Source organism: Lactococcus sp. (assembly GCF_036648155.1).
Classification (GTDB): Bacteria; Bacillota; Bacilli; order Lactobacillales; family Streptococcaceae; genus Lactococcus; species Lactococcus cremoris.
The window spans coordinates 87718-113723 of the sequence record NZ_JAVXIY010000004.1; the positions used below are offsets into that span (position 1 = coordinate 87718).

Here is a 26006-nt window from a genome sequence, read left to right on the forward strand (position 1 = left end):
AGGAAAAAAATGAAAATAGGAATTATTTGTGCGATGGATGAAGAAATTCGCATACTTGTTGAAAATTTGGAAAATGCTGAAAAACATACCCGTCATGGTTTAGTTTTTCATAGTGGTGCAATTGGCCGTCACGAAGTAGTTTTGGTTCAATCTGGTATTGGTAAAGTCATGTCAGCTTTGGCAGTTGGATTTTTGGTTGACATTTTTGATGTTGATGCAATTATCAATACAGGTTCTGCAGGAGCGGTTGCTCAAGGATTGGCAATTGGAGATGTTGTGGTTGCTGATAAACTTGCTTATCATGATGTAGATGTCACTGCTTTTGGTTATGCCTATGGACAAATGGCTCAACAACCTCTGTACTTTGAATCAAGCAAATACTTTGTTTCTGAATTGAAAAAGGTTTTAGAAAATGTGCATGTTGGGTTGATTACAAGTTCTGACAGTTTCATCAGTAGTTCTAGTAAAATTGCTGAAATTAAAGAACATTTTCCAGATGTTTTAGCAGTCGAAATGGAAGGGGCTTCTATTGCACAAGCTGCAACAGCACTTGGGAAACCTTTTGTAATTATTCGGGCGATGTCGGATACAGCTGACCATGATGCCAATGTTAATTTTGATAAATTCATCATTGAAGCAGGGAAAAAATCAGCCCAAGGTCTGATTCGCTTGCTTGAAGAAATGGTATAATTAATAAAAAAGCTGAGTTTTATTTGATTAAAGTTTATTAGGGGTAATAAAGTAATAAATCAAACGAAAGTGCCAAATTCTCACTGGTCAATTAAAGTGAAAATAATAAAATTGGTAAAAATTTGGGGAAACTAAATGTCAGCTCAACAAAAAACAAAAATTGCTTTATCATTAATTCTTAGTTTAATAATTTTATCAGCCTGTGGACATCATCAAGCAAATCATACGGGACAAACGAAAGTAAGTGCATCTATTAAGCAGGTGATTCCATCATCTAGCGCTCCAGCACTCTATTTTGAGTTGAGTAGTGTGAAAGATTATCTGGCCAGTCAAGGTTATAAACAAATTGATAATCAAGCTTTTCAGGAGGATTTGACCAATAAAAAAATGCAAACAAAAACTTATTGGTTAAATGATGGAACGGATAAAAGTCAACCTCTTGCTAAGGGAATTGGTGCTGTGATTATATTTATGACAGCAGACCAACAATTCAAGATGCTTGCTCAATTTTCTGAGGACCAAAACGCAAACCTGAAAAAGCATTCTTGGATAATCGGGGACTATGATATTGATAATCAGTCATTAAAAAATCAAACACTCATAAATGGTTTGGATAGTATCTTTTCAGAAAACAAGTAATTTTAAAGAGAGTAATTAAATGGATGAGCTGCAGTTGGTAGAAGAAGTTAGACTTTTTCTGCAAAATCAAAAACTTTTTGAACATTGTTTAGCCGTGGCAAAGACAGCTGAACAACTGGTAATTGATTATTCAAAGAAAAGTGTGATCATTCAAAAAGAAAAATTAATTGCAAAAAATACTGACGAAAATTTGAAGCTAATTTTTACTGATGGAGGGCAACAAAAAGAGATTAACCAGTCTATCAGTAAGAGTCAAGCTTTTGTTGCTGGACTTCTACATGATATTGGTGGGGTTTATCCAAATCATCAGCGAGTAGAAAAAGCAGAATTATTTGGTATAGAATTACTGACAGAAGAGCGTGAATTTCCTTTGATTATTCATCAAAAACTTTCTAAATATCTGGCGCGTGAGCATTTTAAAATTACTGACGAAAATATCTTGTCAGCGATTGAGTGCCACACAACACTGGAGGAAAATTTTACAGAGTTAGATTTGACTGTTTTTCTTGCTGACAAAATTTCTTGGGATGGTGGGGATAATGCACCATTCAAAGAAGGATTACTGACAGCTCTGTCAGTAAATTTGCAAAGTGCAGCACTTTATTATATAGACTTCATCATCAATGATGGCTTGAAAGTTGCGCACCCGTGGCTTTTAGAAGCAAAGAAAGATTTAGAAAATCAGCTTTCCTAGCTGATTTTTTTTATGGGATAGAATTATGACTAAAATGAGCGAGTATAAAATTTAATATTAACATGTCTGGATTCATACTTATTAAGATGATAATCCTATTATTCATAAAAATATAAAAAAATAGATGAATGAATCGTAAAGACTATTACTTAAAAAAAGAAAAAATTCAGAAAAAAACCCGATGAATCTCACACAATTTATTACTTTTGGTTACTTTTTGTACTGTTTTGAAATGAAAAAGATAAAATAAACAAATTAAAGTAATTTATGTTGCGTTTAGATTAATAAAATGCTATAATATTTCATGGGAGTTGGAAGAAGAGAAATTTCTGGGTAGATTTTTAAATTCTTTTGTGTTGTTCAAATGATATTGAAAATTGGGCGATAAAGGTTTTTGACCTTGATTGTTAAATATATTGTATTTATAACAAAATAAATATTACAGTTTTCTAAATATCTTACCAAATAGCAAGACGAATAGCCTTTGAAAATAAATGGCCATATTGATAATCTTCTTAAAATGATAAAAGTAATCACATTAACTTGTTGTTTAGGCATCAGTTAGATAGCTGAACATCTCATTCTTAGAAATCAATTCCCTCAGTGTGTTGTGAGTACAATTTTCGCGAAAATATATATTTTATGCTAAGCCTTTAGAGGTTTGGTCCCATTACCCAGAACTTCAAAAGCTATCAATAAAGACTTTTAAGGTGGGATTAAGTTCTCAACTTACATCTTTAATAGTTAATTCTTAACATGATGGGTTGATTGCAAGCCCGTATTGGTAGCCGTTTTCTTTTTTACCCTAATAAACTCTCCCACCAGTTTCTTTTAACTTACTGTCGGGTTTATTGTACCCATTATAATTTTTAATCGGAAGTAGTTAATACTTTTGATTAAATAAAAATAAATTTTTGCCTCTAGAATTCTGATTTTAGTTAAATTAAGTAAAATTTAATACATTCAGAAATTTTAGAACACATTAGACTAGTTTTATCGAATATGGACTAGTTTATCAAAGAAAGAGTATTCTCAATGAAAAAAATTACACTATTAACTGCCTCTATTCTTGCACTTGGAACAGCTGGTTTTACTGCAGGAAGTCAAGTTGCTCACGCAGATGTTGCGACGCCTAGCGCTCAAAGCGTTGGAATTTCAGCACGAAGTAACGCTGGAATTACAATCGCTGATACTGGAAAGTTTGAATCACCAATTAATTTAAGCGCATACGATCATGAGTTAAATGGATTGGGTATGGGTTTCCAAACAGGTGAAGTAACAATTAATTATGATTCTAAGGCACTTGTTTCATTTGGACTTGGAATGACAAAACACTTTAATTTGAAACTTCCAAAAGAGTTTGATGCTATTTCAACGATGAATGGTGGACTTAACCTAAGAAATGCTATTACTGCTTCTTACAAACTTCCAGGCGCAACTGATTACACTGATTTCGAACCAGAAGATATTAACACTGCCTATGCTGGACAAATTGATTTCCGTTTATCACCAACTTGTCTCGTTAATTTAGGGTCAACAACTAAAATTAGAATCACAATTGATTATGGTAAAATCTTAGATGGGCTTAAAGTACCAGCAGGTTTTGACTATAAATCAATTATTCAAGATTCAAAAGCAGGAGGATATATTTTCCGCGGAGTATTAACTGATAATGAATGTATCCAACTTTGGCCTGATACTGCGGCCGAAGGAATAACTAATGGAATTGAAGCTACTCTTTATAATGGTAATGGAACAGTTCCTTCAAATCCATAAAAAAGGAGGAGTGACATGAAGAAAAATACTTTAGTGGCTAGTTCAATTCTAGCATTAGGAATCATTGGCATGTCAACACCTATCACTAGTGTCTTTGCGGAATCTATCACTTATCAATCCGTGAATAATAGTACTGATATTAATGGAGAAAATCCTGAGAATATTGTCTTAGATCAAGGAGAATTTGATTCTCCAATTAATCTTAGTCAATATAATTATTCTTTTAATAATGGTGATTTTAACTTTGGTACAGGAAAAGTAGTATTTGATTATAGTTCGAAAAGTTTAATTGATTTGGATGAAGAAACGGATAGATATTTCAACTTGAAGCTTCCTTCAGAATTTAAACTAATTTCAGGGAAAAATAATGAGACTGTTTTGAAAAATGCTATCACAGCGTCTTATAAATTACCTGGGAAAACGGATTATACAAACTTCAGTGTATCAAATATTGATACAAGTCACAAAGGACAAATTAATTTTACTTTGCCAAAAACGGCTTTGATTTCGACTAATCAAGTGACTAACATTAAGGTCCAAATTGATTTTGGCAAAATTTTAGATGATTTAGCTTTGGGTTCTGACTATGATTACACTCAAATTATTCCAAATGCTAAAAATGGTTCATATAAGTTTAAAGGTGCCGTAACCTCTGAAGACCATTTCAATGTTATCCCTGATGGTATGACAATTGGATATACTGATGATGGTGAAGCAGTTAAGTAAAATCAAATTATTCTTTTTATCAAATTAGATTTGATTGAGAATTAAAAAGTGGGGCACTTCAAATATTATTTTGAAGTGCCTCTTTGTTATATTACTGCTATTCAGAGACATAGACAACAAATTATGAGAAGAAGTTTACTAATTTTAGTAAGTTTTTAAATTAAGAAAATTTTCGTTTTTTCTGATTGTTCTACCTATTGAAACATATTGATGCAATGTGATATAATAAAAAAATATCATCATTCAAAACTAAGGATGAGTATTTGCTCGACACTCTCGTCAAGAGTGTCGATCTATTGGGAGGTATTATGACAGTAACATCAGATTTCACACAAAAACTCTACGAAAATTTTGCTGAAAACACAAAATTGCGTGCGGTGGAAAATGCCGTGACTAAAAATGGTTTGCTTTCATCACTCGAAGTGCGTGGTTCACATGCAGCGAATTTGCCTGAGTTTTCACTTGACTTGACAAAAGACCCTGTAACGAATCAAAAACAATCTGGACGTTGCTGGATGTTTGCTGCTTTGAACACTTTCCGTCATAAATTTATTAATGAATTTAAAACAGAAGATTTTGAGTTTTCACAAGCTTATACTTTCTTCTGGGATAAATATGAAAAATCAAACTGGTTTATGGAACAAATTATCGGAGATGTTGCGATGGATGACCGTCGTTTGAAATTCCTTTTGCAAACGCCACAACAAGATGGTGGTCAATGGGATATGATGGTTGCTATTTTTGACAAATATGGAATTGTTCCAAAAGCTGTTTATCCTGAATCACAAGCTTCAAGTAGCTCACGTGAATTGAATCAATACTTGAACAAATTGCTCCGTCAAGATGCTGAAATCTTACGTTATACAATTGAGCAAGACGGTGATGTTCAAGCGGTCAAAGAAGAACTTTTACAAGAAGTTTTTAATTTCCTTGCCGTAACATTGGGGTTGCCACCACAAAATTTTGAATTTGCTTTCCGTAACAAAGATAATGAATACCAAAAATTTGTTGGAACACCCAAAGAGTTCTATAATGAATATGTTGGGATTTATTTGAATAATTATGTTTCGGTCATTAATGCTCCAACTGCTGACAAACCTTATAACAAAAGCTATACCGTTGAATTTCTTGGTAATGTAGTCGGTGGTAAAGATGTTAAACACTTGAACGTTGAAATGGACCGTTTCAAAAAATTGGCTATTGCCCAAATGCAAGCGGGCGAAACGGTCTGGTTTGGTTGTGATGTTGGTCAAGAATCAAACCGTTCAGCAGGACTTTTGACAATGGATTCTTATGATTTTAAATCTTCATTGGATATTGAATTCACACAAAGTAAGGCTGGACGTCTTGACTATGGCGAATCACTGATGACTCATGCCATGGTTTTAGCGGGTGTTGATTTAGATGCTGACGGGAATTCAACTAAATGGAAAGTTGAAAATTCTTGGGGTAAAGATGCCGGTCAAAAAGGATATTTCGTTGCTTCTGATGAATGGATGGACGAATATACTTATCAAATTGTTGTCCGCAAAGACCTTTTAAGCGAAGAAGAATTAGCTGCTTATGAAGCAAAACCTCAAGTTCTGCTTCCATGGGATCCAATGGGAGCCTTAGCTTAATTTATAAATTGAAACATTTAACTTTTGTTAAATGTTTTTTTATTGACTTAAAGTTCACTTCAAGTGTTAAAATAAAAGAATGAATATAAAAAAGGCCGCCGATTTATCAGGAATAAAAACAGATAATATCAGATATTATGAAAGAATTGGGCTAATTCCTAAAATTGCACGGACAGAGTCTGGAATACGAAATTTTTCAGAAGCGAATATTAGAACATTAAAATTCGTTAAACATATGAGAGATGCAGGAGTGCAAGTAGAACCCTTGACACGTTATATGGCATTGGTAACTGAAGGAAATCCTAACACTAAAGAAGAAAGAATTGAAATTCTGAAGAGTCAGGTTGAACAATTGAGAGCAGAAATTATTGAAAAACAATCTGCTTTAGATTATTTAACATTCAAAATTGAAAATTATGATGAAGTCATGCTTCCAAGCGAAATGAATTTGAATCAAAGTTCAACAGAAGCAATAAAAATTTGAAGAGGATAAGGATAAATGGAACTTCGATTATTAAAGTATTTTTGGACAGTTGCCACTGCTGGGACGGTATCCAAAGCTGCTGAGCAGTTATATATTACACAGCCAACATTATCAAGACAAATTAAAGAACTTGAACGAGAATTAGAGACTCAGCTTTTTATGCGTGATGGGAAAAAGCTTATCTTGACTGAAGATGGTCAATTTCTTAAAATCAAAGCTGAAGAGATTTTACAGCTGACCAGTAAAACAGTCCAAGTTTTTGAAGACCGGAAAAATGCGGAATTATCAGGACATTTGACAATTGGAGCCTTAGAAGGGTGGACAAGTTCCAGCATTGCTAAAACACTTCAAACACTCACAAATAAGTATCCTGCCATCACTTTTACAATCTTGTCAGGAAATGCAGATGACATCAAATGGAAGATTGATAATGGACTTGTGGATGTCGGATTTTTGTTAGAGCCAACATCTACAGAAAAATATAATGTAGAAAAAATTGGTTTTCCTGAGCGTTGGATGATGCTTACACAATCCGATTCAGAACTTGCAGAATTAGATGAAGTAAGTCCAGAAGTATTTAAAAAACAACGAATTTTGATTTCAGAACGACCAGAAGTTCGTCAGTATATAGCTGATTGGGCGGACTGCCAAGTGAGTGATTTAAATATTATTGGGGGCTTCAATCTTGGATTTCATCTTTTTGAGATTGCTCGTGCAGGAATTGGTGAGGCAGTCGTTACAGAAGGTGCACTCATTAGAAATTATCCAGATTTAAAAGCGATTCCCTTAAGTCCAGAAGTGAAGACATATAGCGTTCTTGCTTGGAAGAAAAATATTCCTTTGACACCAGTCACTAGAGCATTTATCAAACAATACTTACAAGAAAATGATTAAAAATTTACTGACCAATCTGTCAGTAAATTTTTTATTTTTTAATATGCTTTATAAGCATAATTAATACTAAAATAAGCATTTTTCATCAGTTGATTTTTGTTTTAAAATAAATTCATGAAAAATAAAAAAACTTTTGGCTTAGTCCTCTTTATTATCTTATTTTCCTATTTTTTAATTTTGATGGATAATTCGATAATTTTCACAAGTACTGTAAAAATATCTCAGGATTTAAATATGAACGAAGCAAGCCTTTCTTGGGTTTCAAATGCCTATACCATTACATTTGGAGGTTTTCTTTTGTTGGCAGGGCGTTTAGGAGATTTAATGGGTCGGAAAATAATTTTTGTCTCTGGCCTTTTTATTTTTGGACTATCAAGTTTAGCGGTTGGTTTATCTACGTCAACAGAAATGATGATTATAGCAAGAGAAGTTCAAGGAATTGGCTCAGCCGTCATTGCGCCAACGAGCTTGGCTTTACTGATGGATAGCTATCAGGGAAATTTGCGAATGAAGGCCATCTCTTACTATGGAGCAACCGCGGGTATTGGTTCAAGTTTTGGTTTAATTCTAGGCGGTTGGCTTACCTCGGCAATTTCATGGCGTGTCGGCTTTTTATTGAATGTTCCTTTTAGTTTATTACTAATTGTTTTAACGCTTGCGAAAGTTCAACAAAATGAAATCAAGCCAAGTAAAATTGATTTTCTTGGAAGTTTATTATCGGTCATTATTTCAGTTCTGTTTGTTTACGGAATTACCATAAGTAATTTATTAATTATAGTTGCTTCTTTAATTTTGATTTTGGTTTTTCTTTTATGGGAAAAAAGAATTACTTATGCTCTCATACCTTTAGAGCTATTTAAGAATCGAAATCGAACAGGTTCTTACATTGCTCGTTTTACTTTTATGATGGCCATGTTGACTTACTGGTTTATTCTTCCACAAATTATGCAAAAAATGTATCACTTTTCACCATTAGAGTCAGGGCTTGCTTTTCTGCCTTTAACACTTGTTAATTTTATTGCTGCTCTATTTTTGCCTAAATTAACAAAAGCTTTGGGAAATAGTAAAGTCATGATTTTAGGACAAGTGATTTTACTGACAGGAATGTTTTTGTCATTTATATCACAACCAGAATGGGGATATTTTTATGCAATGGCTTTTCAAATGATGATTATTGGTCTTGGGCAAGGCTGGCTACTTGCCCCACTTACAGCGGCCGGTGTGGCAGGAGTTCCCCCAGAATTATCAGGTGCTGCGTCGGGCTTAACAAATATGATGCATCAACTTGGAGGACCGGTAGGTTTATCAATCGTTGTTCTATTTAGTTCATCTGTCATTGATTTAAGTGCTTATTATCATTTGATAATGGCTTTCATCACAGTATTTTTACTGATAGGATTTTTAGTTTTAATTTTCACGAACCCAGTTAATGAAAAATAAAAGGAGAAAAAATGCAAACACAAATCGTACTTAATGATGGAAATATCCTTCCTCAATTTGGCTTGGGAGTTTATCAAATTCTTGAAGGAGAAGCAACTGAAAATGCAGTCAAAGAAGCGCTGAGATTGGGATATCGTCATATCGATACCGCCCATGCTTATCAAAACGAACGCTCTGTTGGTCGAGCCATCCATTCATCTGGAATTCCAATTTCTGAAATTTGGATAACTAGTAAACTCTGGCCTTCTGATTATGATGATGCTTCACAAGCCATTGAGCGAATGCTTGAACGATTAAATCTTAAGCAAATTGACCTGCTTTTACTTCATCAGCAGGTTGGAAATTATCGTAAAGCTTGGATTGCTTTGGAAAATGCTGTCAAATCAGGAAAAGTAAAATCAATTGGAATTTCAAATTTTGATGGTGAGAGATTGGTTGATTTATTTAACTTTGCTGACATTAAACCAAGTGTTCTTCAAGTAGAAACACATCCTTACCATCAACAAAAAGAACTCCAAGAATTTCTCAAACCTTATGGGACTAAAATTGAAAGTTGGTATCCTCTTGGACATGGCGATCAAAGACTACTTGATGAAAGTCGTTTAAAAAAAATAGCCCAAAAATATAATAAGACAGTGGCTCAGATTATCTTACGCTGGCATATTCAAGAAGGAATCATAGTTTTTCCACGTTCAACTCGAGTCGAACATTTAGCCGAAAATATCAATATTTTTGATTTTGAATTATCCTGTACTGAAATCAAAGAAATTCGTAAGTTAGATAAAAAGCAACCTTATTTTACAATGACTTATGATGAACAAGTCCAAAATTTTTTGTCATGGAAATTGAAAGATTGATATTAGATTAAAACAAAGAAAGTTACTGACAGTTTTAAAAATGATATACTTTAAAGAGTTAGAACATTTAAAAGAAAATCAAAATCAAGCATAATACGTCTTGATTTTTATTTATTTAAAAAAGCAAAGGAGTCATGATGAAAAAAATTGCAATCATTGGTGGTGGAATAATTGGGATGACCTTAGCGAATTATCTGGACACTGATAAATTCGAGATAAGTCTTTTTGATGATGAAAAAAATCAAGCCACTAAAGCGAGTGCTGGAATTATTTCACCATGGCTTTCTAAAAGAAGAAATCAAAAATGGTATCAACTAGCTAAAGATGGTGCAGCATTTTTTGAAAAATTAAAAACTGATTTTGAATTAACTGATGAAGTATATGAAAAATGTGGGACCTTATTTTTACGAAAAAATTCAGACTTAGAAGAGTTAGAGAAGTTAGCTTTAGAAAGAAGAAAAAATGCACCAGAGATGGGCGAGATTAAGGTGCTCTCAAAAGAGGAAACCGTCAGCTTATTTCCATTACTTAAGCCAATTGAAAGTTTGTACCTATCGGGAGGCGCACGATTAGATGGAAAAGCTTATTTAGCACATTTGAAAAAGCGAGCACAAGCAAGAGGAGTGAAATTTTTTGCGGAGCGTGCAACTATTCTAAAAGCAGACGAAAAATGGGAGATTGTTCATAAAGGAGAAAGTGATGTTGTAGATGATTTAGTACTTTGCCCAGGTCCGGCATTAAAAGAACTCCTTTCCGAAATTGGGATTGATGTTGATGTTCGGCCTCAAAAAGGACAATTGCTCTCCTTTAAAACCGATTTTGATACTAAAGATTGGCCGGTTTTATTTTTAGAAGGAGCAGCAGATATTATTCCCTTTCAAGAAGGAAAAATTCTCATAGGCGCCACTCATGAAAATGAAAAAGGTTGGGATTTATCAGAAAGTGAAGCTGCTTTTTTTGATTTGACAGAAGGGATAAAACCTTATCTTTCAGAAAGTAAGTTAATAGAGTTTCCTTACCACTATCGCGTAGGAACGCGAGCTTATTCGGCAGATTTTTCTCCTTTCTTTGGTCCGCATCCAGCTTTTTCCAGTCTAGCTTTTGCAAGTGCATTAGGCTCATCTGGTTTAACAACGGGTCCCTACATTGCCTATTTGCTTGCTCAATATTTTAATCATCCGGAAACAAAATGGGATTATTCAATTTATCAAAAAGATATAAATACTTATCTAAAATAGTAGAAATAAGAAGAAAAAAGACTAAAAAATTGTTTAAAAAAATTATGTAAAAGTCAAAAACAGATGCTTTTGTTGATTTACATAATTTTTTTATAGGCTACATAATCAAATAAAATGACGAATTGAGACAGGTTTTTTTCTTTAAAAATGATATAATGATTTCATGGAAAATACAGATTTGATTTACGGATTGCATGCGGTCACGGAAGCACTAAATGGAGACCTTGTCAACAAGCTTTACGTTCAAGAAGATTTGCGCGGAAAAAATGTTGAAAAAATAAAAGAACTCGCACGAATTAAGAAAGTTAATATTTCATGGACTCCCAAAACAGAATTAAATAAGCTGACAGAAAATGGAGTCCATCAAGGATTTATGGCAAGGGTTTCTGAATTTGCTTACGCTGATTTAGCAACATTGCTCCCAGAATTAGCGGAAAAAGCAGAAGCTACAATTTTAATTTTAGATGAGTTGACAGACCCTCACAATTTGGGTTCTATTGCGCGTACAGCTGATGCAACTGGTGTGGATGCAATTATTATTCCAAAACATCGCGCAGTTGGTATTACACCGACAGCAGTTAAAGCATCAACAGGTGCCTTACAACATGTGCCCGTAGTTCGAGTAACTAATCTGTCACAAACTTTAGATAAACTAAAAAGTGCTGGATTTTGGATTTTTGGAACAGATATGGATGGTACGGTTTATAACAAATGGAATACTAAAGGAAAAATTGCTTTGATTATTGGTAATGAGGGACACGGTATTGGTCAGAACCTCAAAAAGCAAGTTGATGAAATGATTACAATTCCGATGGTGGGACATGTGCAAAGCCTTAATGCGTCAGTAGCAGCCAGTATTTTGATGTACGAAGTTTTCAGAAATCGTCTTTAAGATTTACTGACGAAATTAAAGGATATTTTTCATCACAAATAGGCAATAGTATCCTAAAAAAAACTCTCAATAAAGCAGTATTTCTGTCATTTGTAATAAAAAGAAAGGATTTTCATGACTTTTCAAATCATGACCGACTCAACATCAGACTTGAGTCAATATTATCTTAAAAAAAACCATATTGAAATATTAGGAATGACCGTAACAGTTGGTAATCAGATCTATGAAACCATTGGAGAAGAGGCGCTAGATAATAGTACACTCCTTTCGGCAATTAAAAAAGGCGCGACGGTTCATACTTCCCAAATCAATTCGGGACAATTTTTAGAAGTGTTTAAAAAATATGCCTTGGCTGAGGAAGAACTCCTTTATCTTGCTTTTTCATCTGGGCTTTCTGGAACTTATCAGTCTGCCCTTATTGCCCAAAATATGATTTTAGAAGAATTTCCTAACGCAAAAATAACAGTTATTGATACCCTTGCGGCAGCATCAGGAGAAGGGTTCATCGTTGAAGAAACTGTCAAACTTAGAGATGCGGGGAAATCACTGACAGAAACGCTGACAGTTTTGTCAGATATCATTCCACGTTTACAGAGTCGTTTCATGGTTGACGATTTAAACCATCTTGCAAGAGGAGGTCGGATACCAAAGGCTGTAGCCTTGGTTGGAACAATGGCGAATATCAAACCCTTACTTGATGTTGATCCTGCAGGTAAATTACGACAAGTGACCAAAGTTCGTGGGAAGAAAAAAGCGATAAATCAAATGCTTGAAAAAACGCTTGAGGAAATGGATACGGCCTATCCCCGCTTGGTTATTTCTTATTCGGGCACAGATGAGGTGGCTCAAGAAATCAAGAAACAAGCTATGCAAAAAAATGGAATTAGCGATGTCGATGTTCGCCCACTCAGTCCAACGATTGTAACCCATACAGGAGACGGGACAATCGCAATTTTTTCAATAAGTAGACAAAGTAGAGAATAATTTAATAAAAAACTGAAAAAATCACAGCTAAACTCTTGTTTTACTGTGATTTTATGTTAAAATAATTAATGAGTGTAACTGTATATAAAATTATCTGTACACTTACCTAATTTATTAAAAAAAAATATGAATCGTGATGTGTGAGGGAAAGGAGTCGCTTTTATGGCCAAAAGTGGACTTTATACAGGCGTAGATATCGGGACAAACACAATAAAGGTGCTTGTTGCTGAATACGTCTCAGGTGAAATGAATATAATTGGTGTCGGAAACGCAAAATCCGATGGCCTTAAAAATGGAATTATTGTAGATATTGAGAAGGTAGCACAAGCATTACGAAAAGCTGTAAATGCTGCTGAAGAACGTGCCGGAATCACGATTGATCGAATTAACGTGAGCATTCCAGCAAATTCCCTCGAAATGGAACCATGCCAAGGTATGGTCCCAATTGTTAGTGATACAAAAGAAATTACAGATAACGATGTGATTCAAGTCGTTCAAAACGCTTTAATGCGTGGGATTGTTCCTGAAAGAGAAATTATTGCTGTAGAAACAAAAGAGTTTACAGTCGATGGATTTACAGGCATATCAGATCCCCGTGGAATGTTTGGTGTTCGACTTGAAATTCGTGGGGTTGTTTACACCGGTCCTAAAACTCTTGTTCATAATGTTCGTAAAGTTGTTGAACGTGCTGGATTGCTTGTTGACAATATTGTTATTGCTCCTCTTGCAATGGCACAATATGTGCTCACAGAAGGTGAACGCGAATTTGGAACAATCATGGTTGATTTAGGTGCTGGACAAACAACAGTTAGCATTGTAAAAGATCAATCTTTGAAATTTACACATACAAGCCCTGAAGGCGGCGACTATGTGACTAAAGACATTTCAACTGTCTTAAATACCTCTGTTTCGGCAGCGGAAGACTTGAAAGTTAACTATGGTGAAGCAAGTACTGAACGTGCGAGTCAAGATGAGTATTTCCTTGTGGATGTTGTTGGTAAAGATGAACCAGAACAAATCACAGAATACTACCTCTCACAAATCATTGAAGCGCGAATGACTCAAGTCTTTAATCGCGTACGTCAAGATTTGGAACACGGACACATATCAGAAACTCCTGGAGGACTGATTTTAGTCGGTGGGACAGCTGCTATGCCAGGTGTTGTTGATTTAGCAACAAAAATCTTGGGAATGAATGCTCGGCTTTACGTTCCTGGAGAAATGGGCTTGCGCAATCCTGCTTTCGCTCAAGTCATTAGTGTGGTTAATTATATCGGAAGTCGCAGTGATATTGATGTTTTAGTATCACAAGCTTTTTCTGGCGATTATGCCTATACGGCAGCTGAAGAAACTTACGTTGCTCCTGTTCAAACAATTGCACCACAAGTGACAACAGTAGCCGACGTAGAAAATGATTTCTACACTGAACCTCAATCGCGTCCAGTTGCAACTCAAAAAGTAACTGAGCCCGAAGAAGAAAAAGAAGGTCTTGTTGACCGCGCCAAAAGTTTCTTTGGCAACCTCTTTGACTAATCTGAAAGTAAAAACGGAGAAATAAAAACATGGAATTTTCATTTGATACAGACTTAACTTCTGGTGCTGTAATTAAAGTTATCGGTGTTGGTGGTGGTGGTGGTAATGCCATCAACCGTATGATTGAAGAAGGTGTTTCTGGCGTTGAATTTATCGCTGCAAACACTGATGTACAAGCTTTACGTAGTTCAAAAGCAGATACAGTAATTCAACTTGGCCCAAAATTGACTCGTGGTTTGGGTGCTGGCGCACAACCTGAAGTGGGTAAACGTGCAGCTGAAGAATCAGCTGAAACTGTTTCACAAGCCCTTGAAGGATCAGATATGATTTTCATCACTGCTGGTATGGGTGGTGGAACTGGTACGGGTGCTGCACCAGTTATTGCTCAAATCGCTAAAGAACTTGGTGCTTTGACTGTCGGTGTTGTTACTCGTCCTTTCGGTTTCGAAGGCTCAAAACGTTCATATTTTGCAACAGAAGGAATCGAAGCACTTCGTGCAAATGTTGATACGCTTCTTATCATCTCAAACAACAACTTGCTTGAAATTGTTGATAAGAAAACTCCATTGACTGAAGCATTACGTGAAGCTGATAATGTTTTGCGCCAAGGTGTTCAAGGGGTTACTGATTTGATTACTAACCCAGGAATGATTAACCTTGACTTTGCCGATGTTAAAACAGTCATGGAAAATAAAGGTGATGCTCTTATGGGTATCGGAGTTGCAACTGGTGAAGAACGCGTTATCGAAGCAACTCGCAAAGCGATCTACTCACCACTTCTTGAAACTACAATTGAAGGAGCTGAAAATGTTCTTTTGAATGTGACAGGTGGAATGGATATGAGTTTGATTGAAGCACAAGATGCTTCAGAAATTGTTATCCAAGCAGCTGGTAATGATGTTAATATTATGTTAGGTACAGCAATTGATCCTAACCTCAAAGATGAAATCCGTGTAACAGTTGTTGCAACTGGTGTTGCTAAAGAAGATGCAGATGAAGCTTTGGGCTTGCAACCAGAATCACGTCGTCAACCTAATTTGACACATAATTCTAATATGCAACAAGGTCAAATAAGTCGTCCAATGCAAAGTCAACAACAACCGCAAGCGACTCAGCAAGGACAAAATCAATCCTCGGCATTTGGAGATTGGGATATTCGCCGTGAAAATTCAACACGTCAAAACGTAAGTAATACACGCGATACATCTTCAGTAACAAGCTTTGGTGGAGTACCAACTACAGACGAAGACCTTGATACACCACCATTCTTCCGTAAAAATTAATCTATGACGATTAAAGAGAATGTTAAAAGAATACTGAATAATGTGGATGCAGCAAAAGCTGCGTCTTCTTATTCTAATCAATCAGTTTCAGTCGTTGCTGTAACAAAATCTGTTGAAGCTAATCTTGCACGCGAAGTATTTGAAAATGGAATTTCACATTTGGCAGAAAATCGGACAGAACTTTTTCTAGAAAAATATGAAGCCCTAAAAGATTGTGAGATTACTTGGCATCTAATTGGTAATTTACAAAGACGTAAAGTTAAAAAAGTTATTAATCATGTTGATTATTTTCATGCACTAGATTCTTTGAAATTAGCGCAGGAAATAAGTAAGCGAGCTGAGCATCTCATTAAGTGTTTTATCGAAGTTAATATTTCTGGTGAAGAAAGTAAACATGGTTTTTCTGTGGATGAGCTTAAGGTAACTTTAGCTGATTTCTCTGAGTTAGAAAATATTGAAATTGTTGGATTGATGACAATGGCTCCGTTTGATGCGACTGAAAGCGAATGTAATGACATTTTCGGACGAATGAAAGAATTACAAGTTGAAATTTCTGAAATGAATATTCCAAAAATTCCCTGCACAGAATTAAGCATGGGAATGAGTCGGGATTATGAAATTGCCATTAAAAATGGAGCAACTTTTGTTCGAATCGGCACAGAATTTTTTAAAGATTTATAAGCCTAAAGATTAACGTAAACAACGGAGGAAAATATGGCATTTAAAGATTGGATGAATAATCTACGAGATTATTTTGTAGAGGATGATGAAGAGTTCAACGAACCTACACGTCCTGTGCAAGAATCTAGGCCAACGGTGGCATCTACGCCAAAACCAAAGGTTGAAGAGCGGAAAGCGCAAGCAGACTATCAAAGTCGTCCAGCACAATCAACTCCAAAACCGCAAGCACAAACAGCAGCGTCAAAACGCTCTGCTTCAACTTTCTCAAAACCTATGCCTGAAAAAATCGTACAACAACAAACCGTTTCACAAGCTCAATCATTAGCTGCAACGGTCTCTACTATTGCAATTAAAGAACCACGTGCCTATGCAGACATCATGGAATCAGCACGCATTGTCAAAAATGGCGAATGTGTACTTGTCAATTTTAAATTTATGGGTGACGCCCAAGCGCGTCGTTCAATTGACTTCATGACTGGGGTGGTCTTTACCCTTGATGGTGATATTCAAAATGTGGGTGGTCAAATCTTCTTGATGACTCCAGCGAATATTACAGTTGATGCAGCAAAAGAAATGTCTATCTTAGCTGGTCAAAATTTTGAAAGTTATGATATTTACTAATGTCTAATATAATTACAATAATAAACTGGCTATTACGTTTATTGGATTTTTATTCAATTATTTTAGTAATTTATGCCTTGATGAGTTGGATTCCAAATCTTTATGGAACATGGTTTGGACGATTAATTATTAAGGTTTCTCGCCCCTATTTGAGTTTATTTGAAAATTTGCCCTTACAAATCTGGGGACTTGATTTCACAATCTTAGTTGCTCTTATTGGTTTGCAATTTATTCAACGCTTTATTATTATTGTTTTTAATGGTGTATTCCATTGATTACTGAAAATGTGTATCAACACTTCCAAGCAAATGAACGTCATTTTATTGATCGATGTTTAGAATGGATGAGTAGGGTAGAAGATTCATATTCTGTGATAAGTACCTCTTTTCTTAATCCTCGGCAAGTAGAGATTTTGAAAACACTGGCTAATAAAAGAAAGCTTCAAATCTTTTCTAGTGGAGAGGTAGTCGAGTCAGAATTAGTCAAAATTATTTTGGCACCCAATTTTTATATGCTTGATAAGGGTGATTTTGATATAGCTTTGCTTGAAATATCTTATGCGTTTAAGTTTATACAAATTTCTCATTCACAAGTTTTAGGAACTTTTTTAGGCCAAGCCGGTGTCAAACGACAAGAATTGGGAGACATCATTGTTACTAATACAAAAATTCAAATTTTTGTCAGTAAGCACCTTGTAGAAAGTTTTAAAGTAATTGAAAAAATAGGACGAGCAGTAGTTAAAATTAATGAAATTTCACTGACAGATTTAGTCAAAGAAACTGATAAATCTATTAATGAAGTTGTTCTTGTTGATAGTCTGAGAGTAGACAAAATGATTGCAGTCGCTTTCAAAATGTCTCGCAATATTGCTACAAATATGTTAGAATCAAAGAAGGTTAAGATTAATTACCTAGAAATTGATAAAAAAGACTTTTCTGTTGGAATTGGTGATTTGATTAGCGTTCGAGGTTTCGGGCGCATCAAAATTTTAGGTCTTTTAAATTTGACTAAAAAAGGAAAACAGAGAGTTGAAATAGAACTTATTAGAAATCAAAAAAATAGTTTCTAAGTTGAAAATCATTTTGATAAGATTTTCTAAGGATAAAGAGGAGTGATTGATGACATTAAATAGTCTAGATGTTCAAAACAAAACCTTTAATCCACAATTTCGTGGGTTTAGTAAACATGAAGTTGATGAATTTTTGGATATCGTTGTTCGCGATTATGATGAATTTGCCCAAACAATAAAAGATCAAGAACGTGAATTAAAAGCATTACGTGAACGTGTGAAATATTTTGATGACATGAAAGATTCGTTGAATAAATCAATTGTTGTTGCTCAAGATGCTGCTGATAATCTTCGTGAACAAGCGAAAAGTGAAGCTGATACACTTAAAATTAATTCTGAAAAAGAATCGGCTGATATTATTGCGAATGCGGGGCAAAAGAGTTCGTTGATTATTGAAGCGGCTAAAAAAGAAGCTGGATTTATTTTGAATGCTGCTTCTGATGATGCTCGTAAATTGGTACGTGATACAGATGATTTGAAGCGTAAAATGCGTCTCTACCACCAACGAATGACTTCAATTATCGAAAATCAACTTGCGTCTATTCAATCGGATGATTGGGCTGAGATTTTTAGACCGACACAAGATTATGCAATCAATCCTGAAGAAAAATTGCAAATGATTATTGAAGAACATCTGGAAAATGCTGAGTCAACTTTAGTAAAAACTCAAGCAATCAAACCATTGACAGATGAAGATATTCAGCAAGCTGACAAAAAAAACAAAGAGCTTGAAGAGGAAACCGAATCCATTGAGCCATCTGAAATTTCTGAAAAAATTGAAGTGACTGACGAAGTAAAAGAAGAAGTTCAAGTCGCTGTTGGGGTTGTGAGTGATGATTCTCAAATAGATCAAGAAACTGATACCCCTAAAGTAGATGATTCAGAAATTTTTCCAGAATTAGAAGCGAAAGCACCAGCTGAAACAACTGAGGTTGTTGAAAAAGATAATCAAGAAACGATTGATTTAAGCGAATTGAAAAATTAAAATCAGACCAAGATGAGAAAAAATATAATTAAAGCAAGCGAGTGATGATGGAAGACTCGTATTCCCTATTTTTCTTATTATCAGCTGATTGGACTTCTAAAGTTACTGACAGAATTTATTTTCTCAAAGAATCTTTAGAAAAATCTTGGACTGAACTAAAAGTAAGTTCAAGCGTCTTGCACGTTACGCAAAAGAGTTTCTGTCAGTAAAATTTACTGACAGAAAAAATGAAGGTGGTACCACGGTTTTTCGTCCTTTGCGAAAGACCGTTTTTTTGTTTAGTTAAGAACTTTAAAGGAAATCTTGGGTTTATAGCTCAAATAAAAGATTACTTTTCATGGGTGAGAAATAGGATAGATTGCTTTTAAATTGGATAAATTATTTTATTGGATTATCCACTAAAAAATAAAGATTAAAAAACAAAGATTAAAAAATAGAAAGAAGAAAATATGAAAATCAAAGATACTTTGAACTTGGGGAAAACAGCTTTTCCAATGCGTGCAGGATTGCCAAATAAAGAGCCCAATTGGCAAAAAGATTGGTCAGATGCCGCACTTTATGAAAAACGTCAAGAATTAAACGCAGGGAAACCGTCATTTATGCTCCATGATGGACCTCCCTATGCAAACGGGAATATTCACCTTGGACATTCTTTGAACAAAATTTCAAAAGACATCATTGTTCGCTACAAATCAATGGCTGGATTTCGCGCGCCTTATGTTCCTGGTTGGGACACTCATGGTTTGCCAATTGAGCAACAACTTGCTAAAGCAGGTATGAAACGCAAAGAAATGGACTTGCTTGACTATCTTGAAGAGTGTCGCAAATATGCGATGAAACAAGTAGACATGCAACGTTCAGATTTTAAATCTCTTGGTGTTTTGGCCGATTGGGATCGTCCATATCTGACTTTATTGCCAGAATACGAAGCGGCTCAAATTCGCGTTTTTGGGAAAATGGCTGAAAAAGGATACATCTATAAAGGACAAAAACCAATTTATTGGTCACCTTCATCTGAAAGTTCACTTGCTGAAGCTGAAATTGAATATCAAGATGTTCGTTCAGCCTCAATTTTTGTAGCCTTTAAAGCTAAAGATACCAAAGGAAAATTGCCAGAAGATGTTGAATTTGTTATCTGGACAACAACGCCATGGACCATCCCATCAAACTTGGGAATTTTTGCTCATCCTGACTATGATTATTCAGTTGTGGCGGTTAATAATCGCAAATTTGTGATTGCTTCTGAAATGCTTGAGGCCGTTGCTGAAAAACTCGAATGGGAAAATCCAGAAGTTCTTCAAACCTTGAAAGGTTCTGATTTAGAATACATGGTTGCTAAGCACCCATTTTATGACCGTGAAACACTAATCATGAATGCAGATTACGTCACACTTGATTCTGGGACTGGACTTGTCCACGTTGCTCCTGGTCATGGTGAAGATGACTATTTTGCTAGTCGTAAATATAAATTGCCAGTCTTGTCACCAATCGATAACCGTGGTTATTATACTGATGAAGCCCCTGGACTTGAAGGACTTTTCTACGATGAAGGAAATAAAGTTGTCAGTAAATGGCTTGAAGAAAAAGATGCCTTGTTGAAACTCGAATTCTTCACTCACAGTTATCCGCATGATTGGCGCACTAAAAAACCAGTCATTTTCCGTGCCACACCGCAATGGTTTGCTTCAATCGATGACTTCCGTCAAAATATTTTGGATGAAGTTGAAAAAGTAGATTGGGTTATTCCATGGGGAAAAACTCGTTTATTCAACATGGTTCGCGACCGTGGGGATTGGGTCATTTCACGTCAACGTGCTTGGGGAGTACCATTGCCAATTTTCTACGGTGAAAATGGTGAACCAATTATCACACCAGAAACAACTGAGCACGTAGCTAAACTTTTTGCTGAATTTGGCTCAAAAGTTTGGTTTGAACGTGAAGCAAAAGACCTTCTACCAGAAGGATTTACTCATCCAGCTTCACCAAATGGTGAATTTACAAAAGAAAAAGACATCATGGACGTTTGGTTTGACTCAGGTTCTTCTTGGAATGGTGTCCTTAACGAACGCGACTATCTTAGCTTCCCAGCGGATCTTTACCTTGAAGGTTCAGACCAATACCGTGGTTGGTTCAACTCATCTATTACAACCTCAGTGGCGGTAAATGGCGTCGCACCATATAAAGCAGTTCTTTCACAAGGATTCGTTTTGGATGGTAAAGGTCGCAAAATGTCTAAATCAATTGGAAATACAATTGTGCCAAAAGATGTCACTAAGAAATTTGGTGCCGATATTCTCCGTCTTTGGGTGGCCTCAATTGATACCGAATCAGATGTTCGGGTATCTATGGATATTCTCAGTCAAGTCTCTGAAGTTTACCGTAAAATCCGTAACACTTTGCGTTTCTTAATCGCAAATACATCTGATTTTAATCCTAAAGAAGATGGAATTGACTTTGCTGAACTTCGTCCGGTAGATAAGTATATGCTTGTGAAATTTAATGAACTTGTAAAACAAATCCGTAAAGCTTATGATAATTACAGTTTTATGAGTGTATACAAATCAATCATTAATTTCATCACGAATGATTTGTCATCATTCTATCTTGATTTTGCAAAAGATGTGGTTTATATTGAAGCAGCAAATTCACCAGAACGACGTTCAATGCAAACAGTTATGTATGTTATTTTGAAAGATTTGGTAAAAGTTCTTGTTCCAATTTTGCCTCATACAGCAGAAGAAACATGGACTTACTTAGAGCATGAACCAGAAAATTTTGCTTATCTTGCAGAAATGCCAGAAGCAGCGGAAATTCCAGGTAGTGAAGAACTATTAGGAAATTGGCAAGAATTTCTTGATTTCCGTGATAAGATTTTGAAAGCTTTAGAAAGTGCTCGTGAAGCGAAACTTATTGGTAAATCATTGGAAGCAACAGTGACAATTTATCCAAATGAAGTTGTACGTACTTTACTGACAGCAATTGACGAAAATGTTGCGCAACTTTTGATTGTATCAAACTTTGTAGTAGCGAACGGAACTGTAAGTGATGCACCAGAAGCAGCTATGAAATTTGATGACCTAGCTGTTCTTGTGGAACATGCCGCTGGTGATGTTTGTGACCGTTGCCGCAGAACTGATGAAACAGTTGGGCATAACGCCAATGAAAATCTCAAAATGCTTTGTGAACATTGTGCACATATTGTTGAAAAAGAATTTCCAGAAATCTTTGTAGAAGGTTTTGAAGATTAATAAAAAAAAGTTACTGACAGATTTGTCAGTAACTTTTTTTTAATTTAATAATTACAATACAGTAAGCATTGATGCAATTACGCTAAAAAGAGTTAGAACGACCATGATAATCACAACGACCATCGTGACTTTTTGGAAAGTACTTTTTTGTGGTTTTTTATATGCCATAAGTTCCTCAATAAGAATATTTTTAATTAATTGTAACAAGAAAAAGAAAACTTTTCAATTAGTTGTGGTCTTTTTTTTCAGTACTTGTTTCTTTTGGAGCTAAAAACTTAGCGAAAGGATCTCCCTTTTTTTCAAGAGAAGGAACTGTTTTTTCATCTTCATCAGTCACTAAATCAACAGTTGAGACGCCTAAATCATCCATCATTTTATCAAAATCATCGCGTTTTTTAAAAGTTAGTCCCATTATATTCTCCTTGGAATTAAATAATTTACAGTGCTCGAAAAGAGAAGAGCAACACTAGAACCATTTTACTACTTAAGAGATAAAAAAGCTAGATATATGAAAAAACTTGTTGAAAAAATGCGATTAAAGGCTGATAAGACTTGCATTTCAAAACGATTTTAAGTATAATGATAAGGAACGGTAGATTGCAATTATGCAGACTACCTATAATAAAACAAATTCCCCAAAGGAGACATTTTTAAAATGGCTAAAGAAGTATACGACCGTAGCAAACCACACGTTAATATTGGTACTATCGGACACGTTGACCATGGTAAAACTACCCTCTCAGCTGCAATCTCTAAAGTATTGTCTGACAAAGGTTACTCTAAAGCGACTGACTTTGCATCTATCGATGCTGCTCCAGAAGAACGCGAACGTGGTATCACTATCAACACTGCTCACATCGAGTACGAAACTGAAAAACGTCACTATGCCCACATCGACGCTCCAGGTCACGCGGACTACGTTAAAAACATGATCACTGGTGCTGCCCAAATGGACGGTGCAATCCTCGTTGTTGCTGCAACTGACGGACCAATGCCACAAACTCGTGAACACATCTTGCTTTCACGTCAAGTTGGTGTTAAATACCTTATCGTCTTCCTTAACAAAGCAGACCTTGTTGATGATGAAGAATTGATGGAACTCGTTGAAATGGAAGTTCGTGACCTCTTGAGCGAATACGACTTCCCAGGTGACGATATTCCTGTAATCGCTGGTTCAGCACTTGGTGCTTTGAACGGTGAACCACAATGGGTTGCTAAAGTTGAAGAATTGATGGACATCGTTGATGAATACATCCCAACTCCAGAACGCGACACTGAAAAACCACTCCTTCTTCCAGTCGAAGACGTATTCTCTATCACTGGTCGTGGTACTGTTGCTTCAGGACGTATCGAACGTGGTACTGTTAAAGTTGGTGACGAAGTTGAAATCGTTGGTATCAAAGAAGAAACTAAGAAAGCTGTTGTTACTGGTATCGAAATGTTCCGTAAAACACTTACTGAAGGTCTTGCTGGTGATAACGTCGGTGCACTTCTCCGTGGTATCCAACGTGACGAAATCGAACGTGGTCAAGTTATTGCTAAACCAGGTTCAATCACTCCACACAAACTTTTCGAAGGTGAAGTTTACGTATTGAGCAAAGAAGAAGGCGGACGTCACACTCCATTCTTCGACAACTACCGTCCTCAATTCTACTTCCACACAACTGACGTTACTGGTTCAGTTAAACTTCCTGAAGGAACTGAAATGGTAATGCCTGGTGACAACGTGCATATCGACGTTGAATTGATCCACCCAGTTGCGATCGAACAAGGTACTACTTTCTCTATCCGTGAAGGTGGACGTACTGTTGGTTCAGGTATCGTTGCTGAAATCAAAGCTTAATTATAAAACTAAGCAAATAAAAACTGTCATTTATGACAGTTTTTTTATATAAAATTTTAGTAAAATAAAAACTCCCATAGGGAGTTTTTTAAATTTCTGATTTTGTAAATACACCGCGGTCAACAAGTGCATCCATTTGGAAATAAAACTTATTTTGAATCATTTCATTCGCATTTTTGAAAATATCAACATTGCGTAACCCTGATTTGTCAGTAACTGAAAGCTTAAAACCAGATAAATCAGGATTAACGATAATTTTTAATAAAAAACCTTCATTTGAATTTGGAACTTCTTCAAGAAGTCTCTTAAATTCAAAATTACCAATTTTAGTTTGGATAAAAGTTGTATCTTTTAGAGTAAATTTTTTAACGGTAGGCGCAAGTTGATAAACATACTTGCTTCCCTCTAAATGTTTTTCTGTGATAAATGCCATTGCATTCTCCTGACTAAATATTAATTTATTTTAAAATAGAACTAAGCTTTTCAACAAAGAGATTAACTTCATCAAGTGTGTTTAATTCTGAAAATGAAATACGAATATTTTCTTTGAGTTTATCAGAATTTTTTCCGTAAACTGCCTCAAGAACGTGAGAAGGTTCAATTGTTCCAGCAGTGCAAGCAGAACCTGTTGAAATTGCAAAACCAGCTAAATCCAGTTTCGTCAGTAATAAGTCATGATTCTCATTTGGAAAAGCAAGATTAAGAACATGAGGCATACTTGGACCAAAATTATTTTTATAAAAAGGAATTTCTTGTTCTTTTAATTTACTGAGCAAGTGGTGATTGAGTTCTTCGACTGCTTGATAATTAGACTCAATATTTTCAAGTGCGAGTTCTAAGGCCTTAGCTAGACCAACCAGTGAGTGAAGATTTTCTGTACCGGCCCGTCTTTTTTCTTCTTGTTCACCACCGTGAATCAGAGCATCAAAGTGAAGAAGTTCATTATAGTATAAGAAGCCGACACCTTTTGGTCCATGAAATTTATGAGCAGAAGCAGATAAGAAATCGGCACCAATTTCAATAGGGTGAACTGGAATTTTTCCCATAACTTGTGTTGCATCAACATGGAAAACGGCTTGATGTTGACTCAAAAGTTCTCCGACTTCCTTTACTGGAAGAAGTTGTCCTGTTTCATTATTAGCCCACATCATACTGACTAAAATTGTGTCTGGACGCAAGTTTTTTTCAATGAGTGCCTCTGGAAAAGTGCCATCAGCATTTGGTTTTACAAAAGTCACATCAAATTTATAACGGTCATGAAGGTATTGAACAGTATTTAAAACGGATGGATGTTCAATAGCTGTAGTGATAATATGATTTCCTTTATCTCTATTTGCCAAGGCATAACCAATTAAAGCTTGATTATTGGCTTCGCTAGCGCCAGAGGTAAAAATGATATTTCGACTTGGAACTTCAAGAGCAGTGGCGACCGTTTCACGGGATTTGCGAACAATCTGACTAGCAGCACGTCCGAGAGTGTGGATACTTGAGGGATTTCCAAAATTAGTTGATAAACTTTCTGATATTGCGGTGATGACCTCAGGAAGAAGTGGAGTAGTAGCTGCGTTATCTAAATATATAATTTTATTTTTCCTACCTTTCGTAGTAATTAGTGGATATTTTTATAAGGATTTAATATTTTTTTAAAAGTTAGTGCTTTATCTTTGCATACTTTACTGATAGAAAGATTATAATTTTTCTATCAGTATTAAATCGTTTCCTTATCTGATAAGCTCTATTTTAACATTTTTTTATCTTTTTTATCTGAATCTTGATAAGTTTATTTGCTAGATTGAAATATCAAATTGAA

General features: G+C 35.4%; 26 protein-coding genes. 22 read left to right on the forward strand and 4 right to left on the reverse strand.

What is annotated here, in order from left to right; genetic code table 11:
• Positions 1-9: 9 nt before the first annotated feature.
• The 21 genes from RSC39_RS05235 (at position 10) to ileS (ending at position 22353) form a co-directional block, all read left to right on the forward strand.
• Positions 10-690, forward strand: coding sequence for a 5'-methylthioadenosine/adenosylhomocysteine nucleosidase (locus tag RSC39_RS05235; RefSeq protein WP_063282081.1), 681 nt, complete (start codon positions 10-12; stop codon positions 688-690).
• A 135-nt stretch (positions 691-825) separates the two neighbouring features.
• Positions 826-1329 carry a hypothetical protein gene (locus RSC39_RS05240; RefSeq protein ID WP_063282082.1) on the forward strand — a complete coding sequence of 168 codons (504 nt, stop codon included), beginning with the start codon at positions 826-828 and terminating at the stop codon, positions 1327-1329.
• Positions 1330-1348: 19 nt separating this feature from the next.
• Positions 1349-2023, forward strand: coding sequence for an HD domain-containing protein (locus RSC39_RS05245; RefSeq protein WP_332535624.1), 675 nt, complete (start codon positions 1349-1351; stop codon positions 2021-2023).
• 1035 nt (positions 2024-3058) lie between these two features.
• Positions 3059-3799 carry a hypothetical protein gene (locus tag RSC39_RS05250; RefSeq protein ID WP_063282084.1) on the forward strand — a complete coding sequence of 247 codons (741 nt, stop codon included), beginning with the start codon at positions 3059-3061 and terminating at the stop codon, positions 3797-3799.
• A gap of 15 nt (positions 3800-3814) precedes the next feature.
• Entirely contained in the window at positions 3815-4525 is a 711-nt protein-coding gene (locus RSC39_RS05255; protein ID WP_332535628.1) for a hypothetical protein, read from the forward strand.
• A 308-nt stretch (positions 4526-4833) separates the two neighbouring features.
• Entirely contained in the window at positions 4834-6144 is a 1311-nt protein-coding gene (pepC, locus tag RSC39_RS05260) for an aminopeptidase C (protein WP_063282086.1), read from the forward strand.
• 79 nt (positions 6145-6223) lie between these two features.
• Positions 6224-6628, forward strand: coding sequence for a MerR family transcriptional regulator (locus RSC39_RS05265; RefSeq protein ID WP_063282087.1), 405 nt, complete (start codon positions 6224-6226; stop codon positions 6626-6628).
• A gap of 15 nt (positions 6629-6643) precedes the next feature.
• Complete coding sequence (locus RSC39_RS05270; protein WP_332535633.1) at positions 6644-7522, forward strand: LysR family transcriptional regulator; 879 nt, start codon at positions 6644-6646, stop codon at positions 7520-7522.
• Positions 7523-7636: 114 nt separating this feature from the next.
• Positions 7637-8962 carry an MFS transporter gene (locus RSC39_RS05275; RefSeq protein ID WP_332535635.1) on the forward strand — a complete coding sequence of 442 codons (1326 nt, stop codon included), beginning with the start codon at positions 7637-7639 and terminating at the stop codon, positions 8960-8962.
• 11 nt (positions 8963-8973) lie between these two features.
• Positions 8974-9819, forward strand: coding sequence for an aldo/keto reductase (locus tag RSC39_RS05280; protein WP_332535637.1), 846 nt, complete (start codon positions 8974-8976; stop codon positions 9817-9819).
• A gap of 137 nt (positions 9820-9956) precedes the next feature.
• Entirely contained in the window at positions 9957-11057 is a 1101-nt protein-coding gene (locus RSC39_RS05285) for an FAD-dependent oxidoreductase (protein WP_332535639.1), read from the forward strand.
• Between the two features lie 163 nt (positions 11058-11220).
• On the forward strand, positions 11221-11949 hold the full coding sequence (gene rlmB, locus RSC39_RS05290) for a 23S rRNA (guanosine(2251)-2'-O)-methyltransferase RlmB (RefSeq protein ID WP_011835777.1): 729 nt from the start codon (positions 11221-11223) through the stop codon (positions 11947-11949).
• A gap of 114 nt (positions 11950-12063) precedes the next feature.
• The gene (locus RSC39_RS05295; protein WP_063282092.1) at positions 12064-12933 is read left to right on the forward strand and encodes a DegV family protein; all 870 of its coding nucleotides are present in this window, start codon (positions 12064-12066) and stop codon (positions 12931-12933) included.
• Positions 12934-13095: 162 nt separating this feature from the next.
• Positions 13096-14466 (forward strand): cell division protein FtsA, encoded by a 1371-nt coding sequence (gene ftsA / locus RSC39_RS05300; RefSeq protein ID WP_063282093.1) that lies wholly within the window; start codon positions 13096-13098, stop codon positions 14464-14466.
• 29 nt (positions 14467-14495) lie between these two features.
• Positions 14496-15749: a cell division protein FtsZ gene (ftsZ, locus tag RSC39_RS05305; RefSeq protein ID WP_332535642.1), complete on the forward strand. Its 1254-nt coding sequence runs from the start codon at positions 14496-14498 to the stop codon at positions 15747-15749.
• Positions 15750-15752: 3 nt separating this feature from the next.
• Entirely contained in the window at positions 15753-16430 is a 678-nt protein-coding gene (locus RSC39_RS05310; RefSeq protein ID WP_332535644.1) for a YggS family pyridoxal phosphate-dependent enzyme, read from the forward strand.
• 33 nt (positions 16431-16463) lie between these two features.
• Entirely contained in the window at positions 16464-17051 is a 588-nt protein-coding gene (locus RSC39_RS05315; RefSeq protein ID WP_332535647.1) for a cell division protein SepF, read from the forward strand.
• Positions 17051-17326 carry a YggT family protein gene (locus tag RSC39_RS05320; protein WP_332535649.1) on the forward strand — a complete coding sequence of 92 codons (276 nt, stop codon included), beginning with the start codon at positions 17051-17053 and terminating at the stop codon, positions 17324-17326. The genes RSC39_RS05315 and RSC39_RS05320 overlap by 1 nt, the downstream gene beginning before the upstream one ends.
• A complete protein-coding gene (locus RSC39_RS05325) occupies positions 17323-18120 on the forward strand; it encodes an RNA-binding protein (protein ID WP_332535651.1) in 798 nt (265 codons plus the stop codon). Before RSC39_RS05320 ends, RSC39_RS05325 begins: the two co-directional genes overlap by 4 nt.
• Before the next feature lie 49 nt (positions 18121-18169).
• Positions 18170-19105: a DivIVA domain-containing protein gene (locus RSC39_RS05330; protein WP_332535653.1), complete on the forward strand. Its 936-nt coding sequence runs from the start codon at positions 18170-18172 to the stop codon at positions 19103-19105.
• A 449-nt stretch (positions 19106-19554) separates the two neighbouring features.
• Positions 19555-22353 (forward strand): isoleucine--tRNA ligase, encoded by a 2799-nt coding sequence (gene ileS, locus RSC39_RS05335; RefSeq protein WP_332535655.1) that lies wholly within the window; start codon positions 19555-19557, stop codon positions 22351-22353.
• A 51-nt stretch (positions 22354-22404) separates the two neighbouring features.
• On the opposite strand, the gene RSC39_RS05340 is transcribed toward ileS, so the two are convergent.
• Both RSC39_RS05340 and RSC39_RS05345 read right to left on the reverse strand, forming a co-directional pair.
• On the reverse strand, positions 22405-22521 hold the full coding sequence (locus tag RSC39_RS05340; RefSeq protein WP_081213940.1) for a DUF4044 domain-containing protein: 117 nt from the start codon (positions 22519-22521) through the stop codon (positions 22405-22407).
• Between the two features lie 58 nt (positions 22522-22579).
• Positions 22580-22765 (reverse strand): SPJ_0845 family protein, encoded by a 186-nt coding sequence (locus RSC39_RS05345; RefSeq protein WP_332535658.1) that lies wholly within the window; start codon positions 22763-22765, stop codon positions 22580-22582.
• 243 nt (positions 22766-23008) lie between these two features.
• Between RSC39_RS05345 and tuf the strand changes: the two genes are divergently transcribed.
• Positions 23009-24196 carry an elongation factor Tu gene (tuf, locus tag RSC39_RS05350; RefSeq protein WP_063282102.1) on the forward strand — a complete coding sequence of 396 codons (1188 nt, stop codon included), beginning with the start codon at positions 23009-23011 and terminating at the stop codon, positions 24194-24196.
• A gap of 88 nt (positions 24197-24284) precedes the next feature.
• Here tuf and RSC39_RS05355 read toward each other — a convergent pair whose 3' ends face one another.
• Together RSC39_RS05355 and RSC39_RS05360 are read right to left on the reverse strand one after the other, a co-directional pair.
• Entirely contained in the window at positions 24285-24629 is a 345-nt protein-coding gene (locus tag RSC39_RS05355; protein WP_011835765.1) for a DUF1831 domain-containing protein, read from the reverse strand.
• 25 nt (positions 24630-24654) lie between these two features.
• Positions 24655-25779 (reverse strand): cysteine desulfurase family protein, encoded by a 1125-nt coding sequence (locus tag RSC39_RS05360; RefSeq protein WP_332535772.1) that lies wholly within the window; start codon positions 25777-25779, stop codon positions 24655-24657.
• Positions 25780-26006: the final 227 nt, after the last annotated feature.

Excerpts from the sequence above, each read along its gene's own strand:
- RSC39_RS05235 (WP_063282081.1), top strand. The coding sequence starts at position 10 with ATGAAAATAGGAATTATTTGTGCGATGGATGAAGAAATTCGCATACTT.
- RSC39_RS05240 (WP_063282082.1), top strand. The coding sequence starts at position 826 with ATGTCAGCTCAACAAAAAACAAAAATTGCTTTATCATTAATTCTTAGT.
- RSC39_RS05245 (WP_332535624.1), top strand. The coding sequence starts at position 1,349 with ATGGATGAGCTGCAGTTGGTAGAAGAAGTTAGACTTTTTCTGCAAAAT.
- RSC39_RS05250 (WP_063282084.1), top strand. The coding sequence starts at position 3,059 with ATGAAAAAAATTACACTATTAACTGCCTCTATTCTTGCACTTGGAACA.
- RSC39_RS05255 (WP_332535628.1), top strand. The coding sequence starts at position 3,815 with ATGAAGAAAAATACTTTAGTGGCTAGTTCAATTCTAGCATTAGGAATC.
- pepC (WP_063282086.1), top strand. The coding sequence starts at position 4,834 with ATGACAGTAACATCAGATTTCACACAAAAACTCTACGAAAATTTTGCT.
- RSC39_RS05265 (WP_063282087.1), top strand. The coding sequence starts at position 6,224 with ATGAATATAAAAAAGGCCGCCGATTTATCAGGAATAAAAACAGATAAT.
- RSC39_RS05270 (WP_332535633.1), top strand. The coding sequence starts at position 6,644 with ATGGAACTTCGATTATTAAAGTATTTTTGGACAGTTGCCACTGCTGGG.
- RSC39_RS05275 (WP_332535635.1), top strand. The coding sequence starts at position 7,637 with ATGAAAAATAAAAAAACTTTTGGCTTAGTCCTCTTTATTATCTTATTT.
- RSC39_RS05280 (WP_332535637.1), top strand. The coding sequence starts at position 8,974 with ATGCAAACACAAATCGTACTTAATGATGGAAATATCCTTCCTCAATTT.
- RSC39_RS05285 (WP_332535639.1), top strand. The coding sequence starts at position 9,957 with ATGAAAAAAATTGCAATCATTGGTGGTGGAATAATTGGGATGACCTTA.
- rlmB (WP_011835777.1), top strand. The coding sequence starts at position 11,221 with ATGGAAAATACAGATTTGATTTACGGATTGCATGCGGTCACGGAAGCA.
- RSC39_RS05295 (WP_063282092.1), top strand. The coding sequence starts at position 12,064 with ATGACTTTTCAAATCATGACCGACTCAACATCAGACTTGAGTCAATAT.
- ftsA (WP_063282093.1), top strand. The coding sequence starts at position 13,096 with ATGGCCAAAAGTGGACTTTATACAGGCGTAGATATCGGGACAAACACA.
- ftsZ (WP_332535642.1), top strand. The coding sequence starts at position 14,496 with ATGGAATTTTCATTTGATACAGACTTAACTTCTGGTGCTGTAATTAAA.
- RSC39_RS05310 (WP_332535644.1), top strand. The coding sequence starts at position 15,753 with ATGACGATTAAAGAGAATGTTAAAAGAATACTGAATAATGTGGATGCA.
- RSC39_RS05315 (WP_332535647.1), top strand. The coding sequence starts at position 16,464 with ATGGCATTTAAAGATTGGATGAATAATCTACGAGATTATTTTGTAGAG.
- RSC39_RS05320 (WP_332535649.1), top strand. The coding sequence starts at position 17,051 with ATGTCTAATATAATTACAATAATAAACTGGCTATTACGTTTATTGGAT.
- RSC39_RS05330 (WP_332535653.1), top strand. The coding sequence starts at position 18,170 with ATGACATTAAATAGTCTAGATGTTCAAAACAAAACCTTTAATCCACAA.
- ileS (WP_332535655.1), top strand. The coding sequence starts at position 19,555 with ATGAAAATCAAAGATACTTTGAACTTGGGGAAAACAGCTTTTCCAATG.
- RSC39_RS05340 (WP_081213940.1), bottom strand. The coding sequence starts at position 22,521 with ATGGCATATAAAAAACCACAAAAAAGTACTTTCCAAAAAGTCACGATG.
- RSC39_RS05345 (WP_332535658.1), bottom strand. The coding sequence starts at position 22,765 with ATGGGACTAACTTTTAAAAAACGCGATGATTTTGATAAAATGATGGAT.
- tuf (WP_063282102.1), top strand. The coding sequence starts at position 23,009 with ATGGCTAAAGAAGTATACGACCGTAGCAAACCACACGTTAATATTGGT.
- RSC39_RS05355 (WP_011835765.1), bottom strand. The coding sequence starts at position 24,629 with ATGGCATTTATCACAGAAAAACATTTAGAGGGAAGCAAGTATGTTTAT.